Below are 14,938 nucleotides of genomic sequence, written 5' to 3' on the forward strand. Positions count from 1 at the left end.
CCTTAGCCTCCCGCCCGGGACAGCCAGAGCCGCGCCGCAACCGCGGCTCCGGCGGACACTGCCAGGACAGCCCGCAGCACGCGCTGGCGCCCAGAGTCCGGCACCTCCCGGTAGCTGGTCCGCGGCCCGGGATTGCTGAAGCCGCGTGACTCAAGTGCCGCTGTCCGTGTTCCCGCATCCTCAATCAGGGACAGGACCAAAGGAACCGCCTGCAGCCGGAAGGCAGCTGCCCGGTGCAGCAGCCCCGGGCGGATCACCAGACCGCGCGATTCCTGGGCCTGCCGGATCCGTTCCACCCGGGCTGCGATGGCCGGCAGCAGGGTGAGGGTGGATGCCAGCACGAACGCGAACCGTCCGTGCACCCCGCGGGCGGACAAAGCAGCCACGAGGTCCGGAACGCTGACGCTGAACGAAAACACCAGGAGGGCAAGGACCACGGCCCCCAGCTGAGCCGCCCTTTCGAAGGCGAAGGCAAGCCCCTCCATGGTCACCCGGGCCGGTCCCCACTGTCCCAGGACGGTCCGCCCCTCGGGAAAGAACAGCCCGTGCACCATCAGCAGCGACAAGCCCAGCGGGAGCAGCACAACAGCGGCGGCCGGCAGCAGCCTCCGTGCCGTACCGACCCGGACGGACACGGCGAGGGCGGCCCCCATGACGGCGACGGACAGCGGCCAGCTGGCTGCCGCCGTCGTTACCACTGCCGTGCTGCCGGCGGCGGCAAGGGAGGTCAGCGGGTGCAGGCGCATCGTCGGGTTGTCAGCAGCCCTGTTTGGGCGCTTGGCCCGCAAGCACCCGGTACCGGCGGATGAACGGAAACTGAAGGCGCGCACGGCCGGGAAGGGCGTAGACCAGGATGGCAACCACGGTGAAGACGATTGCCTTGTCCATGGGATCGGAAATCAGGGCCTGCTTCGTGATGGCCGCCAGGAGCGTGTCGCCCATTGACCTGAAGGCACTGACAATGGCACCCGTGGCCACGCCGGATGTCCCGCCGAAGACGAATGCCGCCACCGGAGCGGACACCACGCCGCCGATAATCCCGGTGAGGAAGCCGGCCACGGGCGCGAGGTAGAAGCGGCGGAACATCCCGTGGCGTGCGGCGAGTCCAGCCAGGCAGCCGATCAGGGCGGCACCGGCCGCGAAGGGCAGGACCGTGGGGTTGAAGAAGGACCAGACGATGCTGCTGAGCGCTCCTGTTGCGGCGCCGGCTGCCGGTCCTGCCAGCACCGCGATCAGGACGGTGCCGATCGCGTCCAGGTAGAACGGGACCAGGGTGCTGCCCACGAACTGTCCGAGCACGATGTTCAGGACCAGCGCCACGGGGATCAGCACTACCGTGGAGGCCGGCAGCGTCGGCAGGACGGCCACGATCAGCAGGATGGCACCGGCCAGGAATCCGGACAACGCGATAAGGGCGGACGCGCTGCCCGGGCCCCCGGTGATGTCAGCCGGCTGGTTGAGGACCAGGTAGATGTAGGTGCCGGCAATGGCCACCGCCCCCAGGATTTCGAGCAGCCGGCGCTTGCGGGCCGCTGCCGGGGCCGGGGACGGGAGCGTCAGGGAGGGCGATGACATGGGGGTTCCTTCGGGGTGAGCGCGGAAGGCCCGGGATCCCGGGCCGATGGAACGCTGCTTATGTCACCTCGGCAGCTGCCGCCAGGCAGCTGCGCCTGTCCGGTCCGCGGACTATTCTACCGCTGCCAGGCAGGCACCATGGCGAAGGGTTGAGGCGTAGCGGTCAGCCGACGCGCCGGGCCAGGGCGCCGACGGCGGACACCAGTTCCCGGAAAGCGGCTTCAGGATGGTTCGTCGACACCACGCGGGCATTGGGCGGCTGTCCCCAGAGGCCCCGGAAATCGGCCACGGTGGTGCCCATGAGCATCCGGGAGCCGGTCTCCACGTCAACGGTTGCGGGCCGGGCCTGGAATTCAAGGGTGCCTGCAGCCACGCCTGCGGCGAAGAAATCATGGACATGGGCCAGGTACCCCTGGTCGTAGTGCCGGTGGAACTCGAAATAGAACCGCAGGGCATCGGACAGGTGCCGGACCAGGGTATTGTCCGAGGTGCTGCGCCGGCCCTCCGGCTGTTCCGGCAGCACCAGTTCCGGAACATCCGCGCCGGCCGCTTCCGCCAACTGCCGGACGTGGGCGGGGTGCAGTTCCATCCGCTCGGTGCTGTCCAGCGAGCAGACAATGGGAAGTTTTTCCAAAGGCTGGCCCTGGAAGGCGGCGTAGACTTCCTTGGCGGCGTGCGGGTCCACATGGGTGTTCCACTCGGCGGTGGGCGTGGTGTTTCCCTGGTGGTAGAAGCTGCCGCCCATGATCACCACCTTGGCCAGCAGTTCCGGCAGTTTTGGTTCCTGTCGCAGGGCCAGCGCGAAGTTGGTCAGTGGAGCGGTGATGAGTGCCGTGAGCTCGCCCGGCCGGTTGCGTGCGTGTTCAACCCACAGGTCGACGGCGTTCCGCGCCGAGACTTTGCCGGCCGGTTGGGGCAGGACCGCGTAGCCGACGCCCTGGGGCCCGTGCGTCTCCGGGGTTGTGAGGAGCGGTATGGCCAGTGGCCCGCATGCACCCACGGCCACTTCGACTCCGGGCCGGCCGCAGAGTTCCAGCAATGCCAGGGTGTTGAGCGCAACCTGGTCCACATCCACGTTTCCGGGGGTTGCTGTGACTGACACAAACTCGGTGTCCGGCAGTGCGGCAAGGTAGGTGAGGGCCAGGGCATCGTCGATGCCCGTGTCCACGTCGATCAGGAAGGCTGTCATTCCCGGCTTCTAGAACAGGGCAACTTTGGGCACGGCAGGGAAGATGCTGTCCAGCTCCGCAAGGTCCTTTTCGGAGGGCAACCAGTCGGCTGATTCGGCGTTCTGGCGGACCTGCTCCGGCCTGGTGGCGCCGGCAATGACGCTGGCCACCGAGGGCTGGGCCGCGAGCCATGAGAAAGCCACCTGGATCTCGGTCAGGCCGCGTTCGCTGGCAAAGGTGCTGAATCTGCCGAGCTGGTCCCAGTCTGCGTCGTGGATCAGGTGCGTGCGGGTGTGGCTGAGCCGGGAGCCGTCCGGGGCGTGGCCGGGCGCGTACTTGCCCGTCAGCAGGCCATTGGCGAGGGGGAAGTACGGCAGGACGCCGAGGCCGAATTCCGCTGCGGCCGGCGTTACCTCAAGCTCGGCCCGCCGGTCCAGGAGGTTGTAGTGGTTCTGGGTGGAGATAAAGCGGGCGCTGCCCAGTTCACGGGCCACATACTCCGCCTGGGCGATCTGCCAGCCGGACCGGTTTGAGTGCCCGATGTAGCGGACCTTGCCGCTGCCGACGAGGGTGTCCAGCGCGGACAGGGTTTCGTCGATGGGGGTCAGCGGATCCGGGGTGTGGAACTGGTAGAGGTCGATCCAGTCCGTGCCCAGCCTCCGCAGTGAAGCCTCCACCGCCTGGATGATGTAGCGGCGCGAGCCACGCGCGCCGAAGTCCGGGCCGCTGGCCCCCTTCATGTCCATGCCGAACTTGGTGGCTACGACGACGTCGGCCCGCTTGTTTCCGAGCGCCCTGCCGAGCATCGTCTCGCTGAGTCCGGGCTCCCTGCCGTAGGTATCGGCGACGTCGAACAGGGTGATCCCGGCGTCCACTGCCGCGTGCACCACGGCGTCGGTGGCCTCCTGCGATTCGGTGACAGTGTGGGCCCGGCCCAGGTTGTTGCAGCCCAGGCCGACGGTGGAGACAGTCAGGCCGGATTTTCCGACGCGGCGGTAAGTGGTCACGGACGCTCCTTAGAGGCTGAAGCTGTTGGCGGGCTTTGCTGAGTGCTTGAGCTTGAAGTTCTGCGGGTCGCTGAACGGTGCTGCGCCGATGCTGAGTTTGGTGAAGTCCAGGTCATCGCCGCGGGCGCAGATTTTGATGGCGGCAACTGCCTTGTTCACGTCAGGGCACAGGCAGAAGATGTTGAGCTTGTAGTCAGTGAATTCAGAGCGCTCAACCGTGCCCAGCCCGCGCCAGGCGAGATGACTGATCAAGGCGTCCGTTGCCTTCCCTTCCAGGTAGCGGTCCCTGTCGGTGCCCTCCCGGGTTTTCAGTGCAAACTGGGCCACGACCCAGAACTGTTCCTCGTCCGGAATTTCTGCGTAGCCGTCCTCGTCGCACTGGACGGCAAAGGCATCCAGGAGGCTCTCCGCGGCTTCGGCTGTGGCGACGTCAGTCTCCTCGGTCGTGCTCTGGTGCCCCACAGCGCCGTAGTTCATAACGAACTGGCCGTAGTCCTCGTCATACCAGGCCTCCCGGAAGTGGAGGCTGCCCTCGTCGTCGCGTTTGTAGACCCTGACAATTCCGCTCATGACCGTCCCTTGGTAAACCATTCAATGTCACTGCCATCAAAGGGCGCGTGCTGCGCCTTCACGGCCTGGTAAAGCTGGTCCGCGGATGCCTCGAGGGAGTCAACCAGGGCCGCGGGATAGTCCATTGCCACCAGGTGCTCCGCGAATTCGTCCTCGTCGTCAATGAACACACCCCTGCCCGCCGTCCGGACCACATCAAGATCCATGTCGATAACGTGGAACTCAGTAACTGCCGGACGGATGGTGTTCCACTCATGCGCCACGGCCAGGTCGATGTAGATCCGCACCCCACCGGGATGGGCGTCGTCGTAAAACGTCGCCACCCAGTCCCCCTCCCGGGGGATCAGGAGCACGGCGTCCGATTTGGTGTAGAACGCGGCTCCCGGGCGGGAACAGAATTCGTTGGTTCCCTGGAAGATCCACCAGCCGTGCCGGTCCTCGCCAAGGTAACGTCCGGGCACCACCCAGTGGGCTTTCCCGTTCCACTTCCGGTTCCGTGCTACAACCAGCTGCCCTGGTTCGAGGTTTTCCGGAATCCGTGTCGTCCCGTGCTGGTCCTCCGCCGCCGGCTCCGCCAGGACACCGGGGTATTTCAGCTCAACCTCGCCCCTCACAGGATCGGAAGGCTGCCGGTGGTCGGGTGCTGCTGGCCGGGCAGGGGACGCGCGAACGGGACCTTCGTGCCGAGAACCTGGGCTACGACGTCGTGCGTGATCTGCTGGGCGGTCAGGCCTACGCGGTCGAGGATCTGGGCACGGGTGCCGTGGTCCAGGAATTCGACCGGCAATCCCACCTCGTTCAGGGCAGTATCCACCCCTGCAGCGCGCATTTCCTGGCGAATCCGGGAGCCGACGCCGCCGGCGCGGACGCCGTCCTCGATGCAGATGACGAGCCGGTGGTGGGATGCCAGCGCGATGATGGACCGCGGGACGGGCAGGACCCAGCGCGGATCCACCACGGTGGTGCTGATGCCTTGCGCGCCGAGCCGGTTGGACACGTCCAGCGCAAGCTCGGACATGGCGCCGACGCTGACGATCAGGACATCGTTTTCGGTGGAGCCGCTGGGCCGACGGGACAGTACGTCCACGCCGTCGCTCAGGCGTTCAAGGGCCTCCACCTCGGCGCCAACAGATCCCTTGGAAAAACGGACCACCGTGGGGGCGTCGCTGATGGCCACGGCTTCGCGGAGCTCCTCACGGAGGCGGCTGGCGTCGCGCGGCGCTGCGAGGTGGAGTCCCGGGACGATCTGGACCATGGACATGTCCCACATGCCGTGGTGGCTGGCGCCGTCCGGTCCGGTGACACCAGCCCGGTCCAGGACGATGGTGACCCCGGCCTTGTGCAGGGCCACGTCCATCAGGAGCTGGTCGAATGCCCGGTTCAGGAAGGTGGCGTAGACAGCGACCACGGGGTGCAGTCCGCCGAAGGCCATGCCGGCGGCGGAGGTGAGGGCGTGCTGTTCGGCGATGCCGACGTCGATCACCCGGTCCGGGTGCCTGGCGGCGAACTTGTGCAGCCCGACGGGGATCAGCATGGCCCCGGTGATTCCGACGACGTCCTTCCGCTCATCGGCGATGGCAGCGATTTCGTCGGCGAAGACGGAGGTCCAGGACTGGGCCCCGGCGGTGCCGGTGGGTTCCCCGGTTTCGGGGTCGATGATGCCAACGGCGTGGAACTGGTCTGCCTCGTGGGCGCGCGCCGGGGCGTAGCCGTGGCCTTTTTCGGTCATCGCATGGACAATGACCGGTCCGCCGTAGTGCTTGGCTGTGGACAGGGCGTTTTCCATGGCCTGGAGGTTATGGCCGTCCACGGGGCCGATGTACTTCATGCCGAGGTCTTCGAACATGCCTTGCGGGGCCCACCAGTCCTTGATGCCCTTTTTCATGGCATGGAGGCTCTTGTAGGTGAACTGGCCGGCGGGTCCTCCGTTTTGGAGCTTCTTCTTCCACCAGTCGAGCGCCACTTCGTAGGCGGGTGCTGTCCGGAAGGAGTCGATGGTGGGACGCAGGGATGCGAGGTAGTCGGCGAATCCGCCCACTGTGGGGGCGTAGGACCTGCCGTTGTCATTGACCACAATCACCACCCGGCGGCGCTTGTCCGCGGCGATGTTGTTAATGGCTTCCCAGGCCATGCCGCCTGTCAGCGCACCATCCCCCACCACCGCGATGACGTAGCGGTCGCCTTCACCGGTCAGCTGGCGGGCGCGGGAGATCCCGTCAGCCCAGGACAGTGACGAGGAGGCATGCGAGCTCTCAACAATGTCGTGCTCTGACTCGGCACGTGACGGGTACCCCGAGATGCCGCCTTCCTGGCGAAGGGTGCTGAAATCCTGGCGTCCGGTCAGCAGCTTGTGGACATAGGACTGGTGCCCGGTGTCGAAGACGATGCTGTCACGGGGCGAGTCGAAAATTCGGTGCACGGCAAGCGTCAGCTCTACCACGCCAAGGTTGGGTCCGAGGTGCCCGCCCGTCTGCGAGACGTTCGTGATCAGGAAATCCCTGACCTCTGAAGCCAGCTGGGTCAGCTGCTCTTCGGACAACTCGTTCAGGTCCTGCGGATTCCGGATGGTGTCCAAGATTCCCAATGACCCCTCCTTCGGATGGTAGACGTGCCGTTTAACTCTAACGCCTTGGTCCGCAGGACCAGACGCATCAGCAAAGCCGAAGCCCCGGCTGGTCGGTGACCGGCCGGGGCTTCGGGTGGTGGTGCCTGGTGGCAGAGCCCGCTAGTTCGCGGAGATCTGGCGCAGCACGTACTGCAGGATGCCGCCGTTGCGGTAGTAGTCCGCTTCACCCGGGGTATCGATGCGCAGGACGGCGTCGAACGACGTCGAGCTGCCGTCCTCAGCAATCGCTGTGACCTTCAGGGTCTTGGGCGTGGTGCCCTCGTTCAGGGCGGTGACCCCCTCAACGGAGAACGTCTCCGTGCCGGACAGACCCAGGGTCGCAGCGGTCTCGCCGGCCGGGAACTGCAGCGGCAGGACGCCCATGCCGATGAGGTTGGAGCGGTGGATGCGCTCGTAGCTCTCGGCGATGACGGCCTTGACGCCCAGCAGGGCGGTACCCTTGGCAGCCCAGTCACGGGAGGAACCCGAACCGTATTCCTTGCCTGCCAGGACCACCAGCGGGGTGCCGGCTGCCTGGTAGTTCTGCGCGGCGTCGTAAACGTAGGCCTGGGGACCGCCTTCCTGGCTGAAGTCGCGGGTGAAGCCACCTTCGACGCCGTCCAGGATCTGGTTCTTGATGCGGATGTTCGCGAACGTTCCGCGGATCATCACCTCGTGGTTGCCGCGGCGGGAACCGTAGGAGTTGAAATCCTTGCGCTCCACGCCGTTGGCCAGCAGGTACTGGCCCGCGGGGGTGTCCGACTTGAAGGAACCGGCCGGGGAGATGTGGTCAGTGGTGACCGAATCGCCCAGCTTCAGGAGTACGCGGGCGCCCGTGATGTCCTTGACCGGCTCAGGCTGTGCCTGCATGCCCTCGAAGTACGGGGGCTTCCGGACGTAGGTGGAGTTCGGATCCCAGGCGAAGGTGTCACCGGCGGGGGTGTCGAGCGCCTTCCAGCGGTCGTCGCCCTCGAAGACGCCTTCGTAGCCCTTGGCGAACATTTCCTTGTCGATCGAGGAATCGATGACCTGCTGGACCTCGACCGGGTTGGGCCAGATGTCCTTCAGGAAAACGTCGTTACCGTCCTTGTCCTGGCCCAGGGCGTCGGTTTCGAAGTCGAAGTCCATGGAGCCGGCCAGGGCGTAGGCGATGACCAGCGGCGGGGAGGCCAGGTAGTTCATCTTGACGTCCGGGTTGATGCGGCCTTCGAAGTTGCGGTTGCCCGAGAGGACAGCCGCGACGGCGAGGTCGTTGGCCTGGATGGCTTCCGAGACTTCGGCTTCCAGCGGCCCCGAGTTGCCGATGCAGGTGGCGCAGCCGTAGCCCACGATGTAGAAGCCAAGCTTCTCCAGGTAGGGGGTCAGGCCGGACTTCTCGTAGTAGTCAGTGACCACCTTGGAACCCGGTGCAACGGACGTCTTGACCCACGGCTTGGACGTGAGGCCCTTGTCCACGGCGTTGCGTGCCAGGACCGCGGCGGCCAGCATGACCGAGGGGTTGGACGTGTTGGTGCAGGAGGTGATGGATGCAATGGTGACGGCGCCATGGTCCAGTTCGAACTCGCGGCCGTCAGCCATCTTGACCGGAACGGGCTGCGAGATGCGTCCTGCTCCCCCGTGGCCGGCCGAGTACTTCGGCGGCTCGCGGTCTGAGTCGGAGATGTGCGTGGCGCCGGCGGTGAACGAGGGCGAGTCGGAGGCCGGGAAGGTCTCCTCAAGCGATTCGTCCAGGCTGCCGGCGTCGGCCTCGTGGGAGACGTAGTTCTTCAGGTCGTGCCGGAACTCGTCCTTGGCCTCGGTGAGTTCGATCCGGTCCTGCGGGCGCTTGGGGCCGGCGATGGACGGAACAACCGTGGACAGGTCCAGTTCAAGGTACTCGGAGAACTTGATTTCGCGGGAGGGGTCATGCCAGAGACCCTGCTCCTTGGCGTAGGCCTCGACCAGGGCCACGTTCTGGTCCGCACGCCCGGTGAGGCGCAGGTAGTCCAGCGTGACATCGTCGATGGGGAACATGGCTGCCGTGGAACCGAATTCCGGGCTCATGTTGCCGATGGTGGCGCGGTTGGCCAGCGGCACTGCCGCCACGCCTTCGCCGTAGAACTCGACGAACTTGCCCACAACGCCGTGCTTGCGAAGCTGTTCGGTGATGGTGAGCACCACGTCGGTGGCGGTGGCGCCTGCGGGGATGGACCCGGTCAGCTTGAAGCCCACAACACGCGGAATCAGCATGGAGACGGGCTGCCCAAGCATGGCAGCCTCGGCTTCGATGCCGCCGACGCCCCAGCCGAGCACGCCCATGCCGTTGACCATGGTGGTGTGCGAGTCGGTACCCACGCACGTGTCGGGGTAGGCACGCAGGACACCGTCGACTTCACGGGTCATGACGGTGCGGGCCAGGTATTCGATGTTGACCTGGTGCACGATGCCGGTTCCCGGCGGTACAACCTTGAAGTCATCGAACGCGGTCTGGCCCCAGCGCAGGAACTGGTAGCGCTCCCCGTTGCGCTGGTATTCGATCTCCATGTTGCGCTCCAGTGCGCCGGAGTTGCCGAAGGCGTCGATCTGGACCGAGTGGTCAATGACCATTTCGGCGGGCGCCAGGGGGTTGACCCGCTTCGGGTCACCTCCCAGTTCCTTCACGGCTTCACGCATGGTCGCCAGGTCCACCACGCAGGGGACGCCGGTGAAGTCCTGCATGATCACGCGTGCAGGCGTGAACTGGATTTCTGTATCGGGCTGGGCATTTGGATCCCAGCCTGCCAAGGCGCGGACGTGATCGGCAGTGATGTTCGCGCCGTCCTCGGTCCTCAACAGGTTTTCAAGCAATACCTTGAGGCTGAACGGAAGGTTTTCTGCACCTTCAACGGAGTTCAACCGGAAAATTTCGTATTCGGTTCCGGCTACATTAAGTTTGCCTTTTGAACCGAAGCTGTCCACAGTGCTCATCGCAGGACTCCTCTCGCAACAGTTTCATCTTTGTCGCGCGGTTGACCGCCTGCTAGTTAGGAGGCCCTAATTAGTGCAGGGCCCGAAAATTGCACACGGCCGGCCGTGATTACGGAGCGCGACGTGGGACTACTACCGCCATAGTAGTCGATCCCGGTTCCGGTATCAGGGACGCGGTGTCAGCAGCGCGACAGTCTCCAGGTGGTGCGTGTGGGGGTAGAGGTCGAAGGCCCGGAGTCCTGCAAGCTCCCAGCCTGCCTGCCTGAAGTACCCCACGTCCCGGGCGAACGACGCCGGATCGCAGGACACGTAGGCAATGGCGCGGGGGTGCGCGTCAACAAGCTGCTTAACCACTGCTTTTCCCGCTCCGGCCCGCGGTGGGTCCAGGATGAGGGCGTCGAAGTCCCGCGGCTTCTGGCGGAGGACCCGCTCCACCCGGCCCTGGACGATCTCCACCTGGGGTGCGTCATGCAGGTTCTTGCGTGCGTCCCGGCTGGTTCCGGAAGCACCCTCCACCGAGAGGACGGACCCCGTCTCCCCCACCGCGTCGGCCAGCACCGCGGTGAAGAGTCCGGCACCTGCGTAGAGGTCGGCAACGACGGCGCCGGCATGCAGGAAGCCGCCGTGCTGCAGGAATTCTGTGACAGCCCCCACAAGGGTCCCGGGCGCGTCGCGGTGGATCTGCCAGAATCCTGCCCCGGTCACCCGGTACTCGTGCCCCGCCGCTGATTCCTGCACCCAGGTGCGTCCCCGCACCTGCTGCACGTCCTCAGTGGCGGGGTCGAAAGCCGCCACTGACACGTCGGCGGGGAGCCGGGCCGCGATGGCGCCCAGGCGTTTTGGCTTGGTTCCCTTGGCAGCAGCCAGCAACACCAAAGGCCGCGAGCCGTTGGCCGGTGCGGCCACCTCCACGCGGTCAATTCCCTGCAGGTCGATGTCCCACAGGCGGAGGTTGTTGATGGCATCGATGGCCAGCGGCATCTCATGGATGGGGATAATGTGTCCCGAACGGTGTGCGTGCATCCCCAGCTTGCCGCCGGGGGTTACCGAAAAACTGGCCCGCGTCCGCCAGCGGAGGCCGTCCCTGCTGTCCGGGGTGCCGTCCACTGCTTCCACCAGGGCAGCCTCCCCGTCCGGCACCGGTTCCAACCCCGCGAGGCGCTTGAGCTGTTCGTTCAGCACGTCCGCCTTAAGGCTCCGCTGCCGGGCCAGGGTGATGTGGCCGAACTCAGCCCCTCCCACGGGAGGATGTCCATGACCCCAGGCGCGGCGCGAATCAGCAGGGCGCCAGAAGTGGTCCACGCGGTCCGGTGATGCCTCGAGGACCTCCACCACGTCGGCGCGCCAGAACGTGGCCTTTTCGTCAGCGTCCGTCAGACGCGCCCGCACTTTTTCGCCCGGGACAGCGTGGCGGACAAAGATGACGCGTCCTTCGTGCCTCGCGACGCAATGGCCGCCATGCGCCACGGGTCCGACGTCGAGCACTACGTCCGTGCCCGCTTCTCCGGTCAGTGCCGGCTGGGTTTGTGTCTTTTCAGTCATTGGATATCCTGCAGGTTTTTGGCTTCTTCGGATGATTTCAGCTGCCAGGGAACACTCGCCACCATGACTCCTGGTTCAAAGTGCAGCCGGGTCTTGATACGGAGGGCTGTCTGGTTATGGACCAGCTGCTCCCACCACTTGCCCACCACGTATTCCGGGATGTAGACGACGATCAGGTCCCGTGGCGAGTCCAGCCGCATCTGTTTGATGTAGTCCATGATGGGCGTGACAGTCTCGCGGTAGGGACTCGCGAGTACAGTCAGCGGAACCGGAATTTCCAGCTTCTCCCAGTCCGCCACCGTCTGCGCGGTTTCTTCGGCGTCGATATCCACTGTCACCGCGTCCAGCCGGGAGGGCCGCGACGCCCTGGCGTAGGCAAGGGCCCGCAGGACGGGTTTGCGCACGTGAGATACCAGCAGGACGGCGTGTACCCGGGTGGGAAGGGCACGCGGCGAAGAGTCCTCGTCCACTGCCAGTTCCCTGGCCACATTGTCGTAGTGCGCCCTGATGCTCCACATGATCAGGAACAGGATGAACATGGCGAGCAGCGCAATCCAGGCGCCCTGCTCGAACTTGGTGACCAGCACGATCACAAGGACCGTTGCTGTCATGCCGAAGCCGATGCTGTTGATGATGCGCGACTTGGCCATCCGGCGCCGGACCGCTTTGTCCCTGGCCAGCTTGAGCTGCCGGCCCCAGTGCCGGATCATCCCCAGCTGGCTGGCGGTGAAGGAGATGAAGACGCCCACGATGTAGAGCTGGATGAGCTTGGTGACGTCGGCGTTGAAGGCGAGGACCAGCACCAGCGCACCCGCGGCGAGGGCAAGCACGCCGTTACTGAAGGCAAGCCGGTCACCCCTGGTCCGCAACTGGCGGGGCAGGTAGCCGTCCTGGGCAAGGATGGAGCCCAGCACGGGGAAGCCGTTGAAGGCGGTGTTGGCGGCAAAGACCAGAATGACGCCGGTTGCGGCCACCACGATATAGAACAGTACGGATCCCGGCCCGAAGATAGTCTGGGCAATCTGGCTGATGGCGGGGGTCTGGATGTATCCCTCCGGCAGGGGGCTGCCGTTGAGCAGGAACTCCGTGGCCGGGTCAAGGACAATGCGGACTTTGGTGGCATTGGCCAGGTACATGATGCCGGCGAGCATGGTGGCGCCGATAACGCCCAGCAGCAGCAAGGTGGTGGCCGCGTTCTTGCTCTTTGGCGGCCTGAAATTGGGGACACCGTTACTGATGGCCTCGACGCCGGTCAACGCCGCCGCGCCCGAGGAAAAAGCGCGGAGCAGGAGAAAGGCGCCGGCAAGCCCCACCAGTCCCTCGTCGAACCCGGGCGCCGGAACGATCTCGAAGGCAGCCGAGGGGGCCTGCCCCAACTGTCCGGTGAGCGACTGGAAGATGCCCACGGCCGTCATGCCCAGAATCGATGCCATGAAGATGTAGGTGGGGACCGCAAACACGCTGCCGGCCTCCTTGACCCCCCGCAGGTTGACCAGGGCAAGCAGCACGACGCCGATGGTGGCAATGAGCGCCTGCCGGCCGTGCAGCGCCGGAATGGCGGTGGTGAGGTATGAGGCGGCCGAGGACATGGACACCGCTACGGTCAGGACGTAGTCCACCAGCAGTGCGGACGCCACCGTGAGGCCCGCGTACTTGCCGAGGTTTTCCCCGGCGATCTCGTAGTCGCCGCCGCCGGAAGGATAGGCGTGGACATTCTGGCGGTAGGAAGCCACCACCGTCAGCAGGACCACCATGACCGCCAGCCCGACCCAGGGTGAGAACGCCACCGCGCTGACGCCGGCCAGAGCCAGCGTGAGCAGGATCTCATCCGGCGCATAAGCAACGGACGAGAGGGCATCGGAGGCGAAAACCGGGAGTGCGATCCGCTTGGGAAGCAGCGTATGCGCCAGCCGGTCATTCCGAAACGGCCGGCCTACCAGCACACGCTTGGCGGCGTTCAATATTGTCAGCACCCCACAAAGCTAGTCTGATTCCCGGGCTGTGTCATGACGGCCTGTGGGCAGCCTGGAGCCCGGGCGCTGGCGGTAGAGTGCTAGCAGCAGGACCTGGACAGGAATACAGAGGAGAGACCGTGGCGCATTTCGTCATCATGGGATGTGGCCGGGTAGGGGCGACGCTGGCCCACACACTGGAGGACGCCGGGCATTCGGTGGCCATCATTGACCAGGACGACCGCGCGTTCCGCAGGCTGAGACAAGGTTTCACCGGGCGCAAGGTGACGGGTGTCGGTTTCGACCGGGACACCCTGAAGCAGGCGGGCGTTGCCGAAGCCTACGCTTTCGCGGCCGTGTCCAGCGGTGACAACTCCAACATCCTCGCCACCCGGGTGGCGAGAGAAACATTCCACGTTCCCCACGTCGTGGCCCGGATCTACGATCCCGGCCGTGCCGAAATCTACCAGCGGCTGGGAATTCCCACCGTGGCGGCGGTCCGCTGGAGTGCAGACCAGGTACTCCGGCGCATTCTGCCTGAGCAGCACCTCGCAGGCGACTTCCGCGAACCCTCGGGACGCCTGGTGCTGGCCGAACTCGACCTCGACGCCGGATGGATCGGGCACCGCGTCAGCAGCATCGAGAAAGCCGCCGATATCCGCGTGGCGTACCTGACCCGCTTCGGTGAAGGGATCCTGCCTTCTTCCGGCACCGCGTACCAGGACGGCGACACCGTGCACGCCATGCTCCAGGTGGACCGCAGCGCGCAGGTCGCCCAGATCCTCGCCAAAGCCCCAGTGAAGGAGTACCAGTGAAAGTCGTGATCGTCGGCGCAGGAAGCGTCGGATCCTCCATCGCCAGGGAGCTGCTGGCGCACAAGCACGACATCCTCCTCATCGACCTCAAACCCGAAGTGATCGGACGGAGCGGCCTTCGCGGAGCGCACTGGCTTGTGGGCGACGCCTGTGAGCTGAGCACGCTCCAGGGAGCGAAAGTGGAAGAGGCCGACGTCGTGGTGTCAGCCACCGGTGACGACAAGGTCAACCTGGTGGTTTCCCTGCTGGCCAAAACCGAATTCGGGGTCGGCCGGACAGTGGGACGGGTGAACAACCCCAAAAACGACTGGATGTTCACCGATTCCTGGGGCGTGGACGTCGCCGTCAACACACCCCAGCTCATGACCGCACTGGTGGAGGAAGCCGTGGAGATCGGCGACCTTGTCCGGCTCCTCACCCTCCAGACCGGCGTCTCGTCAATTGTGGAATTCACTGTTCCGCACGACTCGCACGTGATTGGCCGGACGGTTGGGGATATCCGGTGGCCCGAGGATTCCACGCTGGTGGCTATCCTGCGGGACCATGCCCCCATTACGCCCAGCCGGGACGACGTGATCGACGGTGGCGACGAACTGTTTTTTGTTACCACCATTGCGGCGGAGGACGACCTGCGCGCCCTGCTCTCGTCCCCGGACACGTCTGGTGCGGCAGGCCCACCGCAACCAGCGGGAGCCGGGGCAGGGCAGCAAGCGCTGGAGGACGACGGATTCGACGGTTAGCAGCCGCGCACGCCGTA

12 protein-coding genes are annotated in these 14,938 nt (G+C 65.6%); 2 read left to right on the forward strand and 10 right to left on the reverse strand.

From position 1 onward, the window contains the following. Positions 1–2: 2 nt before the first annotated feature. The 10 genes from CXX84_RS13360 to CXX84_RS13405 all read right to left on the reverse strand — a co-directional run bounded on the left by CXX84_RS13360 (position 3) and on the right by CXX84_RS13405 (position 13,387). Positions 3–746 (reverse strand): energy-coupling factor transporter transmembrane component T, encoded by a 744-nt coding sequence (locus CXX84_RS13360; RefSeq protein ID WP_102977200.1) that lies wholly within the window; start codon positions 744–746, stop codon positions 3–5. 10 nt (positions 747–756) lie between these two features. After that, positions 757–1,575: a glycosyl transferase family 9 gene (locus tag CXX84_RS13365; RefSeq protein ID WP_102977201.1), complete on the reverse strand. Its 819-nt coding sequence runs from the start codon at positions 1,573–1,575 to the stop codon at positions 757–759. A gap of 163 nt (positions 1,576–1,738) precedes the next feature. Further along, the gene (locus CXX84_RS13370) at positions 1,739–2,764 is read right to left on the reverse strand and encodes a nucleoside hydrolase (protein ID WP_102977202.1); all 1,026 of its coding nucleotides are present in this window, start codon (positions 2,762–2,764) and stop codon (positions 1,739–1,741) included. Positions 2,765–2,773: 9 nt separating this feature from the next. Further along, entirely contained in the window at positions 2,774–3,751 is a 978-nt protein-coding gene (locus tag CXX84_RS13375) for an aldo/keto reductase (protein ID WP_102977203.1), read from the reverse strand. A 9-nt stretch (positions 3,752–3,760) separates the two neighbouring features. Continuing rightward, positions 3,761–4,321, reverse strand: a complete 561-nt coding sequence (locus CXX84_RS13380; protein ID WP_102977204.1) for a hypothetical protein — start codon at positions 4,319–4,321, stop codon at positions 3,761–3,763. Continuing rightward, the gene (locus CXX84_RS13385) at positions 4,318–4,935 is read right to left on the reverse strand and encodes a DUF402 domain-containing protein (RefSeq protein ID WP_102977205.1); all 618 of its coding nucleotides are present in this window, start codon (positions 4,933–4,935) and stop codon (positions 4,318–4,320) included. The genes CXX84_RS13380 and CXX84_RS13385 overlap by 4 nt, the downstream gene beginning before the upstream one ends. Continuing rightward, complete coding sequence (gene dxs, locus CXX84_RS13390; RefSeq protein WP_102977206.1) at positions 4,932–6,905, reverse strand: 1-deoxy-D-xylulose-5-phosphate synthase; 1,974 nt, start codon at positions 6,903–6,905, stop codon at positions 4,932–4,934. The genes CXX84_RS13385 and dxs overlap by 4 nt, the downstream gene beginning before the upstream one ends. A 141-nt stretch (positions 6,906–7,046) precedes the next feature. Continuing rightward, positions 7,047–9,872: an aconitate hydratase gene (locus tag CXX84_RS13395; protein ID WP_102977207.1), complete on the reverse strand. Its 2,826-nt coding sequence runs from the start codon at positions 9,870–9,872 to the stop codon at positions 7,047–7,049. 165 nt (positions 9,873–10,037) lie between these two features. Beyond that, positions 10,038–11,414 (reverse strand): class I SAM-dependent RNA methyltransferase, encoded by a 1,377-nt coding sequence (locus tag CXX84_RS13400; protein WP_102977208.1) that lies wholly within the window; start codon positions 11,412–11,414, stop codon positions 10,038–10,040. After that, the gene (locus CXX84_RS13405) at positions 11,411–13,387 is read right to left on the reverse strand and encodes an APC family permease (protein WP_102977209.1); all 1,977 of its coding nucleotides are present in this window, start codon (positions 13,385–13,387) and stop codon (positions 11,411–11,413) included. The genes CXX84_RS13400 and CXX84_RS13405 overlap by 4 nt, the downstream gene beginning before the upstream one ends. Before the next feature lie 119 nt (positions 13,388–13,506). Here CXX84_RS13405 and CXX84_RS13410 point away from each other — a divergent pair, with 119 nt between their 5' ends. After that, on the forward strand, positions 13,507–14,181 hold the full coding sequence (locus tag CXX84_RS13410) for a potassium channel family protein (protein WP_102977210.1): 675 nt from the start codon (positions 13,507–13,509) through the stop codon (positions 14,179–14,181). Then, positions 14,178–14,921 (forward strand): potassium channel family protein, encoded by a 744-nt coding sequence (locus CXX84_RS13415; RefSeq protein ID WP_102977211.1) that lies wholly within the window; start codon positions 14,178–14,180, stop codon positions 14,919–14,921. The genes CXX84_RS13410 and CXX84_RS13415 overlap by 4 nt, the downstream gene beginning before the upstream one ends. Positions 14,922–14,938: the final 17 nt, after the last annotated feature.

It is taken from the genome of Arthrobacter sp. AFG7.2 (genome assembly GCF_002892835.1).
Lineage (GTDB): Bacteria > Actinomycetota > Actinomycetes > Actinomycetales > Micrococcaceae > Arthrobacter.

Bases quoted from the DNA above. Each gene is read 5' to 3' on its own strand.
- CXX84_RS13360 (WP_102977200.1), bottom strand. From the start codon at position 746: ATGCGCCTGCACCCGCTGACCTCCCTTGCCGCCGCCGGCAGCACGGCA.
- CXX84_RS13365 (WP_102977201.1), bottom strand. From the start codon at position 1,575: ATGTCATCGCCCTCCCTGACGCTCCCGTCCCCGGCCCCGGCAGCGGCC.
- CXX84_RS13370 (WP_102977202.1), bottom strand. From the start codon at position 2,764: ATGACAGCCTTCCTGATCGACGTGGACACGGGCATCGACGATGCCCTG.
- CXX84_RS13380 (WP_102977204.1), bottom strand. From the start codon at position 4,321: ATGAGCGGAATTGTCAGGGTCTACAAACGCGACGACGAGGGCAGCCTC.
- CXX84_RS13395 (WP_102977207.1), bottom strand. From the start codon at position 9,872: ATGAGCACTGTGGACAGCTTCGGTTCAAAAGGCAAACTTAATGTAGCC.
- CXX84_RS13400 (WP_102977208.1), bottom strand. From the start codon at position 11,414: ATGACTGAAAAGACACAAACCCAGCCGGCACTGACCGGAGAAGCGGGC.